General features: G+C 65.5%; 6 protein-coding genes. 2 read left to right on the top strand and 4 right to left on the bottom strand.

The annotated features are described in order from the left end of the window. On the top strand, positions 1 to 215 hold a 215-nt coding region (locus tag GBG68_RS02980), incomplete at its 5' end, for a transposase (protein WP_152144947.1). A 467-nt stretch (positions 216 to 682) separates the two neighbouring features. Here the strand turns inward: GBG68_RS02980 and GBG68_RS02975 are convergent. Further along, entirely contained in the window at positions 683 to 4,696 is a 4,014-nt protein-coding gene (locus GBG68_RS02975; protein WP_152144945.1) for an RHS repeat-associated core domain-containing protein, read from the bottom strand. Between the two features lie 69 nt (positions 4,697 to 4,765). Then, positions 4,766 to 11,431: a putative Ig domain-containing protein gene (locus tag GBG68_RS02970; RefSeq protein WP_152144943.1), complete on the bottom strand. Its 6,666-nt coding sequence runs from the start codon at positions 11,429 to 11,431 to the stop codon at positions 4,766 to 4,768. A gap of 295 nt (positions 11,432 to 11,726) precedes the next feature. On the opposite strand from GBG68_RS02970, the gene GBG68_RS02965 reads away from it, so the two are divergent. Next, the gene (locus GBG68_RS02965; RefSeq protein WP_152144941.1) at positions 11,727 to 12,701 is read left to right on the top strand and encodes an IS481 family transposase; all 975 of its coding nucleotides are present in this window, start codon (positions 11,727 to 11,729) and stop codon (positions 12,699 to 12,701) included. A 277-nt stretch (positions 12,702 to 12,978) separates the two neighbouring features. On the opposite strand, the gene GBG68_RS02960 is transcribed toward GBG68_RS02965, so the two are convergent. Both GBG68_RS02960 and GBG68_RS02955 read right to left on the bottom strand, forming a co-directional pair. Beyond that, entirely contained in the window at positions 12,979 to 13,392 is a 414-nt protein-coding gene (locus tag GBG68_RS02960; protein ID WP_152144939.1) for a hypothetical protein, read from the bottom strand. A gap of 3 nt (positions 13,393 to 13,395) precedes the next feature. After that, entirely contained in the window at positions 13,396 to 17,481 is a 4,086-nt protein-coding gene (locus tag GBG68_RS02955; protein ID WP_193222194.1) for an RHS repeat-associated core domain-containing protein, read from the bottom strand. Positions 17,482 to 17,555: the final 74 nt, after the last annotated feature.

The following is a 17,555-nucleotide window of genomic DNA, read 5'->3' as shown; positions in this document are numbered from 1 at the left end:
TCCCGAACACCGCTATGGGCCGCACGCTCCAGGCCATGGAGCGGGTGAAGGCTGGTATCCGGGCGGTAGTGGAGCATCCGTTTCATGTGGTCAAGAATCTGTTTGGCCACCGCAAGGTGCGCTACCGGGGCTTGGCCAAGAACGAAGCGCAGCTCTACACCTTGTTCGCCTTGGCGAACCTGGTGCGCGTGAAGCGCCAGTTGATGCCCGGCTGAGGGGTTGGTGCGCCCGAAATCCGCCCAAACGAGGCGGATACGGGGCAGAAAGACGCTGAAACGCCGTTTTGACGGCCGAAATAGGTCGAGGCGGTCATTTTTCGAACAATTGATGCTGTGGCGCTGGTTTGTTCAGCGTTTCCCTAAAGGGGAAATGGATACGAGAAGGCCCCGCCAGTTGGCGGGGCCTGGGGCTCGCATTTCCTTTCGGAAATAAAGGAAAGGACTAGTTCCGTTAGCGTCTATCCCGCCGAACCCACAGCACGCCTCCGATCAACGCAGACGCTGCTAACGAAGCCAGCGACAAGTAGAAGAAGATAGTCGCCCGGGTTTCGTAGTGCTCCGGCCGCTGCACAGGTGTGGCAGATAGCCACGCCGCGTGCATAGCAACCAACAGAAGGATTACGGCCAGCCCAAAAAGGGTAGCCGGCACGATCCACCTGTTCCCCCTGAGGAACTGGAGCCGCCTAAAGCCCATTGCACCTGTCTCCGTTATAACCGCAGATCCCGGTCGAATCCGCCGCAGGCTGGGGGCCGATAAAGCAAGAGTCCAACACTTGCTGAGCAAAACTCTGGCATTGATTTATTGGCGACCAGAGACCGGTTGGCTGGCCAGGCTCTATAAGATCGTTGACACACTGCTCATCAACGTTGGGGGCCGGTTCGCAGGTCGCGCCATCCTTCTCAGACTGCCCGCTATGGTCCTTCGTCTGCGTTGGCGCATACGGCCAGTCGGAATTGCCTTCATCTCCAGGCACTCCTTCCCCCATACCGCCCATCCCGGACTCGTACGTGTCCGTTTTCAGCCACCAATGCTCGGATTGATTTAGCGGCCAAGGAAGATCGGGTGTCCGGCGGCACAGGAGAACCTGGAGACCGGTATGGTCTGTCCACCGCAACGGGTTACCAAAAACGTACGTGAACGTATTCAGCCCACCCTCAAGCCCAATCGGGTCGGAAGTGATATACCGCCCGGTGCTGGGGTCATAGTACCGATGCCAGTTGTAGTGCAGCCCGGTCTCTGGATCGACGTACTGCCCCGGAAACCGCAGCGGATTCTCCACCGCCGTCGTCGTAGGTGCCGCCTGCCCAAACGCCGCATAGTCCGCCGCCGAGGCGCGACGCCCACTCGCGGTCACCAACTGCTGCGGCGTGCCCAGATGGTCATTGATGTAATAGTAGGTCTGCCCGCCCGCCTTCATCCACAGCGGCGCGGTGCCCCAGGTGCTGTCCGGTTTGTAGCCGTACTCCCGAATGGGAGTGCCGCTCGCGTCAAACTCCGCCACCAGCCCCTCCTCGGCATAGAGGAAGTACGTCCGCTCGCCGTCCACCTCTTTCCATAGCCGCCGGCCGAAGGGATCGTAGTAGTAGCTCGCCTGCCGCCCGTCCGGGAGGGTGACGGCACGCAGGCGGCTGTCGGTGCCGTAGCGGTATTTGGTGGTCGCACCATTGACGGTCTTCTCGATCAGGCCACCGTTGGCATCGTACTGAAAGCTCGCCTTGTCGTGGCCCAGCAACTGGTCACTGGCATCGTACTGCCACGCTTGGGTGGTATCCAGGCTGCTCAGTCGATTGCCTACCGGGTCGTAGGTATAGGCTTCGTCGGGTAGCCGGGAATTGTCGGCCTGGATCAGCCGGTCCAGCCGATCATAGCCGTAGCGGTGGGTGCCCTGGGCGGTGGCCTTTTGGGTGATGTTGCCGGCTGGATCGTACTCGTACTGATAGTCCATCAGCGGATTGTTCGCCGGGTCGGTGGCACTGATGCGCTGTGGGCGCATCAGCGCATCATAGGCGTAGGTTTGGTCTCCGCCACCGGGCAGCGTGACTTGGGTGGGGGCAAACCACTGATGCCCGTTGTAGCTGAGGCTGCCCTGCCCCAGTAGTTCGATACGGGCAAGGCGGTTGGCGGCATCAAAGCCGTATTGGATGGTGGCGCCGTCGGCGCCGGTGAAGCCCGCCTTCAGGCCGTTGGGGTGATAGCTGTAACCAATGCGCTTGCTGAAGGCGCCGTAATCCACGGTGGCGCCGGTCAGCCGGCTCTGTGGGCCGTAGCTGTAGCTGCCGCGGGTGGTGCCGTCGTCGTAGCCGGTCAGGCGGCCAAGCGCATCAAAGCTGAAGCTGCTGCTGCGCGCCAGCGCCCCGTCGGCCTGGTAATCCTGAAAGCTCAGCAGCCGCCGGGCAGCATCGAAGGTAAAGACCCGGCGCTGGCCCTTGGCGTCAATACGGCTGGCCGGGTTGCCTGCGGGGTCAAAGGTATACCGCCAGGCGCGCTCATCGGGCCAGATCTCGGCGGTGCGTCGGTCGTTGCCATCGTAGGCATAGCGGCGCAGGCGGATGCCGCGGGCGTTCTGGACTTCGAGCAGGTTGTCACGATTATCGTAGGTAAAGGCGGTCACGCCTTCGGCCGGGTCCGTGACGCTCGCCAGGCGGCCCAAGGCGTCGTGGGTGTAGGCGGTGGCGCGGCCCTTGGGGTCGACCTGCGCGGTGCGCCAGCCGGCGGCGTTGTAACGGTATTGGGTCTCCAGGGCGGCGTTCTCGGAGAGCATCCGGCGCGCGAGGGTGCGGCGGCCGCGGCTGTCGTACTGGTAGGTCTCCGCATAGGTCGGATACTGGATGGCGCTGAGCTCATGCCAGCCCGCCCCACTGCCCTGGCTTCCGTAAGTGTGGGCGACGGTGTTGCCCGCCCCGTCCGTTGTGCTCGCGAGCAGACCGCGCGCATCGTAGCCGTACGCGCCCAGACGTTTCCCTGCCTGGTCGGTGAGCGTCGCCAGCTGACCGCGCTCGTTGTAGCTGAGGCGGATTTCGCCGCCCTGCGCGTCGATCGCCTTTACGCGGCGGTGGTTGGTGTCATAGGCGTAGCGGATGGTGTGCTGCGCGGCATCCGTGAGGCTCACCAGCTTCCCACTGCGATCATAGCCATAGCGGGTGGTCTGGCCCAGGGGGTTGACCTGGGCGGTGAGCTTGCCGCTCGCATCAAAGGTCCGCCGCCAGCGCTGGCCGCGCTCGTCGTCCATCGCAAGCGCATTGCCCATCGCATCGTAGGCCACAAAGCTCACCGTGTGGCCCTCGGGCCCGGTGCGGCTGGCGAGGTTTCCCCACGCATCGTAGCTATAGCTGGTCCGTGCCGTGGCGGTGCGCGCATCCCCGGCCCGGGTTTGGGTGAGGCGCTGGCCGTGCTGGTCGTACGTAAAAATGGTGGTGCGCTCGGCGGGCTTTCCTACGGCCTCGACGAGCTTGGTGAGGTTGCCCTGGGCGTCATAGCTGTACTGGGTGACGATGCCCAGCTCATTGGTCTCTTTCAGCACCTGGGAGTAGACCGGGTCATAGCGCCAGCGCTTGCTCGCGCCGTCCGGGTAGGTGATTTTGGTGCGGTTGCGGTGCTCGTCGTACTCCTCGATGGTCTTTTGCCCCAGCTCGTTGGTGGTGACCGTGCGCCGCCGATCGGAGCTGTGGAGGATGCTGGCCACCGTCAGGCCGTTGATGTCCTCGCGGATTCTGTAGCCGGTGCGGTCGTACCACTGCTCGGTCACCTTGCCCGAGCTCTGGGTGGTCTTCACATAGAACTGCTTCTTGGTGCTGTCGTAGTCGTAGACGTAGCGCGGGCCGGTGCCATCGGCCAGGGTCACGCTGGCCACTCTTCGGGCGTGCTCGATGGCGTCCCCGCTGTCGCTGGCGTAGAAGGCGGTGGCGCTGGTTGAGCCGCTGCCACCGGCGCCCGAGCCGCCGCTCGCCGAGCTGCCGCTCTCGCCGTGGTAGGCGATGTGGGTGGGGCGCCCCTCGGGGTCCGTGATCCGGCTGAGCTCGCCGCCCGAATAACTGTAGGCCCAGGTGTTGCCCAGCACGTCCTTGACGGCGGTGAGCCGGCCATCCACCCAGGTGTATTCCACCCGGCGCGGGGTGGGCTGGGTGGCGTCGTGCACCGCGCTGACCCGGCCGTTGCTGTACTCGTACCAGAGCACCTGGCGGCCGTGGTGGTCGAACACGGCGCTGCGCTGGCCGGCCGCGTCGTAGCCGAAGCTCACGGTGATGGCGTTGCGATCGCCATACCGGGTGATATGGCCGGCGTTGTCGTACTCGATCCAGTTGCCCTTGCGGTCGGCCCAGCGGAAGCCGGTGTCGAGCTTGCGTAGGGTGTAGCGCCCGTCGTAGACGAAGAGCTCCTTGCTCGAGCCGCTGGGCTCGTAGACGTCGAGGTTGCGGGTGATGGTGCTGATCTCGCCGCTCAGCGCGTCGTACTCGATCTTGAGGTTGTTCCAGGCACGGTTGAACTGCCAGCGGCCGCGGTACCAGGTGCGGCGGGCCTTGAGGTGGCCGCCGAGGACCTTGACCGTGAGGTCTTCCACGGTGGTGTGGTAGTAGCCGCTGGGGAGTTCTACCGCGGCGGTGGCCGGTTGTAGGAGGCCGAGCAGGAGAACCGCCAGCGCGGCGGCAAGGAGCCGTCGGCACAGTTTGGGGTTCTGTTGCTTTGCCGGGGTTGTCATTTTTTTGTTCTTCCTTGGCCGCCCCGGGGGGCGGCGCGTTTCGTTGGTCTTGTTGTTCGCTGGTGCCCGCTAGCAGCCGTTCGCCCGATGGCGGCCGCTATTGCCGTGACCGGGCTTGCGGTAGCGATCCAGGTAGTCGTCGAAGCGGTCACGCCACTTGCCCTGGAACAACTGGCGCAGCCTGTCATCCTGCGTCCGCCTGGCACCCCGCTCCAGCGCGTCATCCACCTGCTCCAGCACGGTGATGTGCCAGCTACAGGCTCGGCGCAGAACCGCCGGGTCGGCGTCTCGGGTGGTGACGGTCTGGGCGAAGGCCTCCCGGCCGAGCACCAGGACATTGACGGCCTCGGTGCCGTGGCCGGTTTCCGCATCCGCCGACTGCTCCTCCTGCAACCACAGCCCGGCGCCACCGATGACCGCCCCCGTGTCGCTCAGCTCGCCCCGGTACAGGCTGTAGTTTTTCTTGCGGAAACCGACCGGCAGCTTGCCGTTGTCCGCACTGTGATAGATCGCGACATACCCGATCACCTCGGCCGGATGCCCGCCGTCTTGCCGGGCCTGCTCGGTGTACAGCGCCGCCTGGAAGCCGCGGGTGGTGACGTCGCGCACCCGCACCAGCACCGGCTGGTCGCCGTTGGTTGTCTGCACGGTGAGATAGACCTGGGGCACGTCTTCGAAGGGCACGGCAAACTCATGCATCTGCCACTGGCCCAGGCCCTCGAGCTCGAAGCGCCCGGCCTCCCAGAGGCTACCGTCGGCCTGCGCGTGGCGACCCTGCTCGGCGACCAGGAAGCCGACCCGCTCGGGCACGTGACGGCCATCGTCATAGCTCCACTCGCGGTAGCGCATGTGGAAGCGGGCATGCATGCGCCGCGGCTCCACAGCCTCCAGCTGCACCACCCCCGGCTCGTGGCCGTAGTCGGTGCTGGGGCCGAGGATCACCACCGGCTGCTCGTAGCGGCCCCAGAGCATGTGCGGCGTCCAGCTGTGGTTCACCAGCCGCTCGCCGGTGGCCAGGTTCAGCGCCCGCGGGTGGCTGGCCGGATCCAGCGGATCACTGCCGGCCCGGTACTCGTCCAGGTTGCTGTAGCCGTCGCCGTCGGCGTCACCGTAGGCGTCGCCGGCGTCGTGGGGATCGAAGCCGTGGGCCAGCTCGTAGAGGTCGCGCATGCCATCACCGTCGGAGTCCTCCACGCCCTTGCGCCGCAGCACCGCCGGGTCCGTCTCGAAGGCGGTCTGGGCCTGGGCGAAGACGTCATGCCCGAAGGCCAGGCTGGCGACCATCTCGCGCTCGTGCGCCGTCTCGGCATCCGCGGCCTGGTCTTCTTCCAGCCGCAGCTCGGTGCCGGCCAGCGGGGTGTACTGGTCGCTCAGGGCGGCGAACGCGATCTGGTAATCGCGCGGCACGCCGTCGACCTCCACCGCGCCGACACTGGCGCCGTATACCGCCAGATACCCCAGCACCTCGACGCTGTCGGCCGGCAGCGCCAAGCCTTCCTCGGCGTCCAGCGCGACCACGAAGCCGGTCTCGCTCACGCTATGCACCCGCACCGCCAGCGGCACATCGCTGTCGCTGGTCTGCAGGGTGAGGAACAGCGCAGGCACGCCGTCGAAGCTGTGGATGAAGCTGCGGCCCTGCCACTGGCGATCCGCGCCCACTGAGAGTCGGCCGGCTTCCCACACACTGCCGTCGGGCAGGTAATGCCGGCCCGGCTGCACCACCAGATAACGCCCCTGCTCGGTGCCGTGCAGGCCGTCCTGGTAGCCCCACTCCCCAAAGCGCAGCTCGAAGCCACCCGCGCCGACCTTGCGCAGCTGGGCGGTGCCGCGGTTGGGGTCGTAGTCGGTGCTCGGGCCCAGGATCACCAGCGGATCCTCGTAGCCCGCGCCCAGCTCGATCGTCTGCCACTCGTGGGTGATCAGCGGCGCGCCCAGGCTGGCCTTCAGCGGCAACGGGTAGCTGGTGGGGTCCGAGGGGTCGGAGCCGGCCAGGTACTCGTCCATGTTGCTGTAGCCGTCGCCATCGGCGTCCTGGGTGGCATCGGCGGCATCCAACGGGTCCAGGCCGTGTTGCAGCTCGTAGGCGTCGGGCAGGCCGTCGTTATCATCGTCCGTGTCGGCGTTGTTGCCGATGCCATCGCCGTCGGTATCCACCCACTCGGAGGCGTCCAGCGGGAAGGCGTCGACGTTGTCGTTATGGCCGTCGCCGTCGGTGTCCGCCCGCTGCGGGTGCGTACCCAGGGCGTATTCCTCCAGGTTGGTCAGGGTGTCGCCGTCGCTGTCGATGGCGGCATCCGAACCGTCGAGGGGATCCAGGCCGTGGGCCAGCTCGTAGTCGTCCGGCAGGCCGTCGTTGTCATCGTCGGTATCGGCGTTGTTACCCACGCCGTCGCCGTCGTTGTCGGCCCACTCGGAGGGATCCAGCGGGAAGACGTCGATGCCATCGTGGTGCCCGTCGCCGTCGGTGTCCGCCCACTCGCCCTCGTCGAGCGGGAAGACATCGGCGCCGTCGACGTGGCCGTCGCCGTCGGTGTCGGCGACGTTGGGGTCGGTGCCCGCGGCCAGCTCCTCCAGGTTGTTCAGGCCGTCGCTGTCGCCATCGGCGGTGGCGTCGGCGGCATCCAGCGGGTCCAGCCCGTGGGCGGTCTCGTAGGTATCGGGCAGGCCGTCGTTGTCGTCGTCGGCGTCGGCGTTATCGCCGGTACCGTCGCCGTCGTTGTCGCCCCACTCCGCCTCGTCCAGCGGGAAGGCGTCGACGTTGTCGTTATGGCCGTCGCCGTCGGTGTCCGCCCGCTGCGGATCGGTGCCACGCTGGTACTCGGTGGTGTTGTCCAGGGTGTCGCCGTCCGGGTCGGCCGTGGCATCGGCCGCGTCCAACGGGTCGAGGCCGTTGGCGCTCTCGTAGGCATCCGGCAGGCCGTCACCGTCGTCGTCGGTATCGGCGTTGTTGCCGATGCCGTCGCCGTCGGTGTCCAGCCATTCGGTTTCATCCAGCGGGAAGACGTCCAGCCCGTCGTGGTGGCCGTCACCGTCGGTGTCGGCCTTGGTCGGGTGGGTGCCGCGCTGGAACTCCTCCAGGCTGGTGAGGCCATCGCCGTCCAGGTCCGCGCCGGCATCCCCCGCATCGTAGGGGTCCATGCCGTGGGCGGCCTCGTAGGCGTCGCTGAGCCCGTCGTTGTCGTCGTCGGTATCGGCATTGTTGCCGATGCCGTCCTGGTCGTTGTCCGCCCACTCGGAGGGGTTCAGCGGGAAGACGTCGATGCCGTCGGTGTAGCCGTCGCCGTCGGTGTCGGCGGTCAGCGGTTTGGTGCCCAGAGCCATCTCCTGGACACTGGTGAGCCCGTCGCCGTCCGGGTCGGCCTGGGCATCGCTGGGGTCCAGCGGATCCAGGCCCTCGGCCAGCTCGTAGGCATCCGGCAGGGTGTCGTTGTCGTCGTCCGCATCGGCGTTGTTGCCCACGCCATCGCCGTCGGTGTCCAGCCACTCGGCGGGGTTCAGCGGGAAGGCATCTGCACCGTCTACGGCCCCGTCGCCGTCGGTATCGGCCACCGTCGGGTCGGTGCCCAGTTCCGCCTCGGTGCGACTGGTGAGCCCATCGCCATCGAGATCGGCGTCGGCGTCGGTCGCGTCCAGCGGGTCCATGCCATTGGCCAGTTCGTACTCGTCGGTCAGGCCGTCGTTGTCATCGTCGGTGTCGGCATTATTGCCCGTGCCGTCACCGTCGGTGTCGGCCCACTCCTCGGCATTCAGCGGGAAGGCGTCGCTGCCGTCGTTGCTGCCGTCGCCGTCGGTGTCCGCCATGCTCGGGTCAGTGCCCGTTTGGTACTCGGCCAGGCTGGTGAGACCATCGCCGTCGGCGTCGCGCAGCGCGTCGCTGGCATCCTTCGGATCCAGGCCATGGGCGGTCTCGTAGCTGTCGGGCAGGCCGTCGCCGTCGTCGTCCTCGTCGGTGTTGTCGCCGATGCCGTCGCCGTCGGTGTCCAGCCACTCGGCGACGTCCAGCGGGAAGGCGTCACTCCCGTCGAAGTAGCCGTCACCGTCGGTGTCGGCCACCTGCGGATCGGTGCCGGCGTTGTACTCGGCGAGGTTGGTGAGCGAATCACCATCCGGGTCCAGGGCGGCGTCGGCCGCATCGTAGGGGTCCAGACCCTGGGTGTACTCGTAGACCTCCGGCAGGCCATCATTGTCGGAGTCGGCCGGGCCCTGGCGGCGCACCACCGCCGGGTCGTCCTCGGCCACGCTGTTGCTCTGGGCGAACACGCCGCGGGCGAGCTTCAGCACCGCCACGGTCTCGGCCAGGTGGGTCTGCTCGTCGTCGTCGGCCTGCTCTTCCTGCAGCCACAGGCTGGCGCCGGCCAGGTTCTGCACCGTGTGGTCCATGGCCACGCTGTGCAGCTGGTAGTCCTGCGCGGTCTCGCCGACGGTGGCCTGGCCGCTGCCGCTGGGGCTGTAGACGGCCAGATAACCCACCTGCTCGGCAACGCCCGGCTGGGCGCTGCCGGACTCCTGCACCAGGCCCAACTCGAAGCCCTCGGCGCTGACATTGCGCGCCCGCAGGGACACCGGCTGGCCGTTGGCCGTAGTCTGGGCGGTCAGGAACACGCTGGGCGCAGCGCCGAAGGATTCGGCGAAGCCGTGGCTGCGCCACTCACCCGGGGCGGCGCTGGAGACCAGCCCCACCTCCCAGGTGCTGCCGTCGGACAGGCGGTAGCGGCCCGGCTCCAGCGCCAGGTAGGCCACCGTCTCGGGGGCGTGCTCACCATCGAGATAGGCCCATTCGGCAAAACGCAGCTCATAGCCATCCGTGGTGTTGCCGCGCAATTGCACGACACCCGGTTCGGCGTCATAGGCCGAGGCCGCGCCCAGCAGGATCACCGGGGCGCTGGCCGCATTCTCCAGGCTCAGCGGCTGCCAGTCAGAGCCTGCCAGCAGCACGCCGGTCTCGCCGGGGAGGTTGTCCGCCGGGGCCGCGGTGGGATCTGTGCCGTTGCGGTATTCGTCGAGATCCGAGATGCCATCGCCGTCGAAGTCGCCGGTGCCGTCGCGATCCAGGGTGCCGAAGTGCTCCAGCTCCCAGGCGTCGTCCATGCCGTCGCCGTCGGTATCCCAGGCGGGATTGACGGTGAGGGTGGCGCTGCGCTCGGCGCTGAGCGCCCCGTCGCTGGCAGTGAAGCTGACCGGGTAGCTGCCGGCCTGGCCTTCGGCCGGGGTCCACTGGAACAGGCCGCTGCCGTCGCCCTGATCGGCGAAGCTCGCCCCCTCCGGCAAGCCGCTGGCGGTGAGCGTGGGGGTGGTGCCGTTGGGGTCGCTGGCCTCCACCAGAAAGCCCAGGGGCTTGCCCTCGTGGGTGGTGCGGTCGGCGACGAACTGCAGCACCGGGGCCTGGGGCGTTTCGGCCCGGTCGGAGAAGATCACCGTGTAGCTGCCGCCGGTGGCGGCATCGAACAGGTTGACGTAACGGTCCCAGCCCTGGTCGTCGCGGCGGGTTCTGGACAGCCAGGCGTTGGCCGTGGCCAGGCGCTTGCCGTCGGAGCGCAGCACGGCCTTGATGCGCTTGCTGCCGTTGAAGGGGTCGGGCAGCTTGGCGTAGAGGAAGCCGGCCTCGGGCGGGGTTGTCAGGGTGTAGTAGCTGTCGCCGTCGCTGCTGCGCATGAAGCTCAGGCTGGCGCTGCCCGAGTGATCAGCCACCACGGTGTCGACGTTGTCGGATTCGTACACCCGCAGGGCGTCGCCGTCGTCGGCCAGGAAGTCGCGCACGCCGTCGCGGCCGGGCAGGTCCACCAGCACGTCGTGGATGAGGAAATGGGTGTTGGTGGCGTCCAGCAGCGAGGTCAGCGCCCCGCCCAGCTCGTCGGCGTGGGTGAACTCGGCGCTGAAGTCGACGAACTCGCCGGAAAGCGTGGTGACCATGTTCCAACGGCCCACCGAGGCGTCGTTGGCGGGGATATCGCCGAAGTTCACCAGCAGGGTCGGGGCGTAGGGCTGGTCATTGACCTGGCTGTCGAGGATCTTGAAGCCGATCAGCAGACCCTGCTCGTTCTCGATGATCCTGGGCTGGGCGGAGTCGATCTTCAGCGCCTGGGCGGTGCCGGTGCCGTTGTTGGCCACGCGCACGCCCAGGGTGAAGGGCTCGGCGGGCTCGATCTCGGGGGTGAAGGCGTCGTCGGCGTAGACCTCCTGGGTAAGGAAGTAATCCAGCGTGAGCTGGGGCATGGGTTTGACATAGATGGTGTCGGGTACCACCTCGGTGCGCTGGGACTCGCCGCCGAAGGTGTATTCCAGGTTGGCGCCGGCGAAGTACAGCTTGCCGCTGGGGATGCCGTCGGAGGCGCCGGGGGCGGGGATGATCAGCCAGTGGATGTCGGCGGTGGCCCCGGCGGCGATGGTGCCGTCGGTGACGCTATCGACGCCTTCCATGGAATCGATGCGGATGAAGAACTTGGCGTCGGTGGCGTCGGGATCGGAGCTGGCCAGCACGGCATCGCCGTTCTCGTCGGTGAACGTGACGTTGATCGCCATATTCTCCAGCGGGATGGTGTCCAGCCCGTTGATGATGCGCATATGGGCGTCGAAGGCCTGGCGCTCGAGGGTCAGCTCCTGCTTGATCTCGATTTTTACCTGGGCGCAGACGGTTTCTTCTGCCGTCACTGCGGACACCTGTGACAGCGCCACGGCCAATACCAGCAGCACGCGCCCCCACAGGCCGCCCTTGCGCCCCAAACCCAAGCCATTCATAGCATCACCAGTTTCTTATTGTTCGGCTGCGTTCCTGCAGGCCGAGTGTCCCTTTTGTCGTTTCTATTCGTTCGCGGGTGGCGCCCCCGGCGAACTGCCCTCATCGAATCACGAAGCTTCGCGGAAAAAAACGGCCCCCTGCTTCCTCGCCCTTCCTAGACTCTGCTACCGACCGCGCGCAACCGCAGCGGTTTTACTTGGTTAGTTGTCGGGTCCCCGATGATTCCATCTCCCTCAGGAGTTACCCTCTATGGGTAGCGCGAGAGGTGCTCAGTGAGCTTAGGAGGAATCATCCATGAAGATCCGTCTGCATGCGAACGCTGCCACCACACCGAGGATCCGGCGGGAGATCCAGCAGTCCACTGACACTAACCGTGCGCTGGCAGCGCGCTACAACATCAGCATTGATACGGTGCGCCGCTGGCGTCAGCGCGATGACATCAACGACCGCTCGCATACGCGGCACCGTCTGCACACGACGATCACCCCGGCCCAGGAGGTGATTGCGGTGGAACTACGCAAACTCCTGTTGCTGCCCTTGGACGACCTGCTCGTGGTCGTGCGCGAGTTCCTCAACCCCAATGTCTCACGCTCGGGCCTGGACCGTTGCCTGCGCCGGCACGGCGTGAGCCGCCTGGCCGACCTGCGGGAGCAGCAGGAGCCCGCACCCGTGAAGCAGGCGAGCAAGGGCTTCAAGCCTTACGAGCCGGGCTATCTGCACATCGACTACAAATACCTGCCACAAATGCCGGACGAGGACGCGCGGCGATACTTGTTCGTCGCCATCGACCGCGCCACCCGCTGGGTCTACCTGGAATTGCGCGCCGACAAAAGCATGAGCGCAGCCAGCGCCTTTCTAAAGCGCGTGTTGGCCAAGGTGCCGTTCAAGGTCCACCGCATCCTCACAGACAACGACAAGGCTTTCACGGACCGGCTCAGCGGGCGGGGCCCCACCGGCAAGCACCCCTTCGACCAGATCTGCTCCAAGGCTGGCGCCGAGCACCGACTGATCCCTGTGCGCCGCCCCCAGACCAACGGCATGGTCGAACGCTTCAACGGCCGTATCAGCGAGGTGCTGCAGACTCACCGCTTCGACAGTCGGCTCGACTTGGAGCAGACCCTGAAGCGATACTGCCACCTCTACAATCACCACATCCCGCAGAAGGCGTTGAGCCACAAGCCGCCTATTCAGGCCCTGCAAGAGTGGCAAAGCCGGCGACCGGAATTATTCGTAAAAGAAGTCAGGAATCACCCGGGACCCGACAGTTAGTCAATCTGGCCGTAGGTCCACACTTTATGTTCCGAAAAGCGCCTCGCGCTCGCGCAGATTCTCGATGTAGAAGCGATAGTGCTCCGCCTCCCCAAACACCGCCTGCCGATCATGCCCCGCTGCACCACGTCGTGCGGATAATTCGGCAGCAGAACTCGGGCCATCCTTGGCATCGCCCCTCCCCCTTATCGCTACGTGCACCTCCCCAAGCCGGAGGCGCGGAATATCAATCTGTTCCTTCTGTCCAGTCCCATTTTTCCAAAACGCACGCGCTTTTTCACTTCAGAAAGCGCGCAACGACCGGGATGCCTACCATCGTTCCGACCTGGATAAACGATGTGACGTTGTCGGCGACGAAAACCAGCCCTTTCTCTCCAAAAAGCGCCGCGCTCACCGCCAAAGCCGCAAAGAATAATATACCCCCTACCGCATAACACGCAGCTAAGAACTTAATCGCCCGGAGGAAAAAGCGATGGTTTAATTTTTGCAGTTCCTCATAATCGGCCGCGTTCGATTGGGGTTTCTTCAAAAGCAAAAATCCACTCAATATAAGTACTGCGTACGCCAACCCGGATATCCCTTGTAGCCGAATGACGGGACTACCGGTAGCTATCGAAACGATCTCGTTCAGCGCTATTAAGCCGGCAACAGAAAACGCAATCACACAAGCCCATATCCGGGTTGAACGCACGCGCTACTCCTTCGTGCAAGAACAGTCTTCGACGCGGGCCTCTAGCACCGTCGACGAGCCGAAGAATAAACCAATGCTGACATCGACACCGAAGATGGAACCACACCCAGAACCACCTGCATCGCCGAGCCGCACTGCCGCGCACCCGACTCCATCAGCCTTACCCGATCCGCCTCCTAGCTTCTGACCAAGACGCTGACTTGCTGTCTGACCCATCGACCAAGCCGCCGTCGCAATAAAGCCTCCCTCCAGCGACCGGTCATTGAAAACAGACCGAGGTGCTGGAGATGACGTCGCGTCTGTCAGCGTAATAGAAGACTGCGATGCTGACGCATCGAGCAAACCCGCACCGATGCCCGGTCCAGTCATAAGCACCTTGGCGTAGCCCTTTTTCCCATTTACGCACTCGGTCTCCAAGTCGAATACAAAGAAACCAGCCGCAATAATCGCGCCCCCCGAAACCGTACCGCTCCAATCGACGAGACCAGTCGGGTCCGTAATAGTTAAGGAGTTCGACGAAGCATACTGATACGTATTCACCCCGGCAGCCAGACCGATGGGGTCGGAGGCGATATACCGCCCGGTCTGTGTGTCATAGTACCGATGCCAGTTGTAATGCAGCCCAGTCTCTTGATCGACGTACTGCCCCGGAAACCGCAGCGGGTTGTCCACAGCGGTCGTTAATGGTTTTGCCTCCCCAAAAGCTGCGTAGTCCGCCCCCCAGGCGCGACGTCCGCCCGCGGTGACAAGCTGCTGCGGCGTGCCCAGATGATCATTGAGATAGTAGTAGGTCTCCCCACCCGCCTTCATCCACAGCGGCGCGGTGCCCCAGGTGCTGTCCGGCTTGTAGCCGTATTCGCGGATGGGTTGGCCGCTTGCGTCAAACTCCGCCACCAGTCCCTCCTCGGCATAGAGGAAGTAGGTACGTTCGCCGTCCACCTCCTTCCATAGCCGCCGGCCAAAGGGATCGTAGTAATAGCTCGCCTGCCGCCCGTCCGGGAGTGCCACCGCGCGAAGGCGGCTGTCGGTGCCGTAGCGGTACTCGGTGGTTACACCCTTGACGGTCTTCTGGATCAGGCCGCCGTTGGCGTCGTACTGGAAAGTGGCCGTGTCGTGGCCCAGCAGTTGGTCACTGGCGTCGTATTCCCACGCTTCAGTGGTATCCAGGCTGCTCAGTCGGTTGCCCACCGGGTCATAGGTGTACGCCTCGTCGGCGAGGGTGGGGTTGTCGGCCTGGGTCAACCGGTCCAGCCGGTCATAGTCGTAGTGGTGGGTGCCCTGGGAGGTGGTCTTCTGGGTGATGTTGCCGGCGCGGTCGTAGTCGTAACGGTAGTCAAGCAGCGGCTGGTTCGCTGGGTCGGTGGCGGCGATGCGCTGCGGGCGCATCAGCGCATCGTAAGCGAAGCTTTGCCCGCCACCACCGGGCAGTACGGCCCGGGTGGGCGCAAACCACTGATGGGCTGTGTAGCTGAGGCTGCCCTGCCCCGGCACCTGAATGCTGACCAGGCGATTGGCGACGTCATAGCCGTACTGGGTGGTGGTGCCGTCGGCGCCCGTGAAGCTCGCCTTCAACCCGTTGCGGTGGTAGCTGTAGCCCAGGCTCTTGCTGAAGGCGCCGTAGTCCACGGTGGCGCCGGTCAGGCGGTGCTGCGGGTCGTAGGTGTAGCTGCCGCGGGTCGTGCCGTCGTCGTAGCCCGTCAGGCGCCCGAGCTGGTCGTAACTGAAACTGCTGCTGCGCGCCAGCGCACCGTCGGTCTGGTAGTCCTGCAAGCTCACCAGCCGTCGGGCGTCATCAAAGGTAAAGACCCGGCGCTGACCCTTGGCGTCAATACGGGTGGCCGGGTTCCCCACAGGGTCGAAAGTGTAGCGCCAGGCGCGCTCATCGGGCCAGATCTCGGCGGTGCGCCGGTCGTTGCCATCGTAGGTATAGCGGCGCAGCCGGATGCCGCGGGCGTTGTGGACTTCGAGCAGGTTATCCCGGTCGTCGTAGGTGTAAGCGGTCACACCTTCGGCCGGGTCGGCGACACTCGCCAGGCGGCCCAGGGCGTCGTGCGTGTAGGTCGTGGACCGGCCCTTGGGGTCGATCAGCGCGGTGCGCCAGCCGGCGGCGTTGTAACGGTACTGGGTCTCCAGGGCGGTGGTCTCGGAGAGCACCCGGCGCGCGAGGGTGCGGCGGCCGCGGCTGTCGTACTGGTAGGTCTCGCTGTAGGTCGGATACTGGATGGCACTGAGCTCATGCCAGCGCGCACCACTGCCCTGGCTTCCGTAAGTATGGGCGACGGTGTTGCCCGCCCCATCCGTCGTGCTCGCGAGCAAACCGCGCGCATCGTAGCTGTACGCGCCCAAGCGTTTCCCTGTCTGGTCGGTGACCGTTGCGAGCTGCCCCTGATCGTTATAGGCAATGCTGATTTCGCCGCCCAGGGCATCGGTCACGCTGACTCTACGGTGACTGGCGTCATAGGTGTAGCGGATCGTGTTCTGCGCAGCATCCGTGATGCTTACGAGCTTCCCGCTGCGATCATAGGCATAGCGGGTGCTCTGGCCCAGGGGGTTGATCTGGGCGGTAAGCTTGCCGCTCGCATCAAAGCTGCGCCGCCAGCGTTTGCCGCGCTCATCATCCATCGCCAGTGCATTACCCATCGCGTCGTGAGCCACCAGGCGCACCGTGTAGCCCTCAGGATCCGTGCGGCTGGTGAGGTTGCCCCAGGCATCGTACGTATAGCTCGTCCTCGCCGTCGCGGTGCGCGCATCCCCGGCTTTGGTCTGGGTGAGGCGCTGGCCGTGCTGGTCGTACGTAAAGGTGGTGGTGCGCTCGGCAGGCTTTCCTACTGCCTCGACCATCCGGGTGAGGTTTCCCTGGGCGTCGTAGGTGTACTGGGTGACGATGCCCAGCTCGTTGGTCTCTTGCAGCACCTGGGAGTAGACCGGGTCATAGCGCCAGCTCTTGCTCGCGCCGTCCGGGTAGGTGATTTTGGTCCGGTTGCGGTGCTCGTCGTACTCCTCGATGGTCTTTTGCCCGAGCTCGTTGGTGGTGACCGTGCGCCGCCGATCGGAGCTGTGGAGGATGTTGGCAACCGTCAGGCCGTTGATGTCCTCGCGGATCTTGTAGCCCTCGCGGTCGTACCACTGCTCGGTGACCTTGCCCGAGCTCTGGGTGGTCTTCACGTAGAACTGCTTCTTGGTGCTGTCGTAGTCGTAGACGTAGCGCGGGCCGGTGCCGTCGGCCAAGGTCACGCTGGCCACGCGTCGGGCGTGTTCGATGGAGTCGCCGCTGTCGCTGGCGTAGAAGGCGGCGGTGGTGCTTGAGCCGCTGCCGCCCGAGGTGGTGCCGCCGCTCGTCGAGCTGCCGCTCTCGGCGTGGTAGGCGATGTGGATGGGGCGCCCTTCTGGGTCCGTGATCCGGGTGAGCTCGCCACCCGAGTAGCTGTAGCGCCAGGTGTTGCCGAGCACGTCCTTGACGGCGGTGAGCTTGCCCTCCACCCAAGTGTACTCCACCCGGCGCGGGCTGGGCTGGGTGTAGTCGTGGACCGCGCTGACCCGGCCGTTGCTGTACTCGTACCAGAGCACCTGGCGGCCGTGGTGGTCGAACACGCCGGTGCGCTGGCCGGCGCTGTCGTAGCCGAAGCTGACCGTGATGTTGTTGCGGTCCCCGTACCGGTTGATATGGCCGGCGTTGTCGTACTCGATCCAGTTGCCCTTGCGGTCGGCCCAGCGGAAGCCGGTGTCGAGCTTGCGTAGGGTGTAGCGCCCGTCGTAGACGAAGAGCTCCTTGCTCGAGCCGCTGGGCTCGTAGACGTCGAGGTTGCGGGTGATGGTGCTGATCTCGCCGCTCAGCGCGTCGTACTCGATCTTGAGGTTGTTCCAGGCACGGTTGAACTGCCAGCGGCCGCGGTACCAGGTGCGGCGGGCCTTGATGTGGCCGCCGAGGATCTTGATCGTGAGGTCTTCCACGGTGGTGTGGTAGTAGCCGCTGGGGAGTTCTACCGCGGCGGTGGCCGGTTGTAGGAGGCCGAGCAGGAGAACCGTCAGGGCGGCGGCAAGGAGCCGGGCGCGCCGTGGGGGGTTCTGTTGCTTTGCCGGGGTCTTCATCTTGTTGTTCTTCCTTGGCCGCCCCGGGGGGCGGCGCTCAGTTGGTCGTTCTTGTTGGGTGGAACCGGGATCCT

Source organism: Alkalilimnicola sp. S0819, from assembly GCF_009295635.1.
GTDB lineage: Bacteria > Pseudomonadota > Gammaproteobacteria > Nitrococcales > WHIW01 > S0819.
The sequence above is the reverse complement of the archived record's forward strand: the minus strand, read 5'-3'. Positions and strand labels throughout refer to the sequence as shown.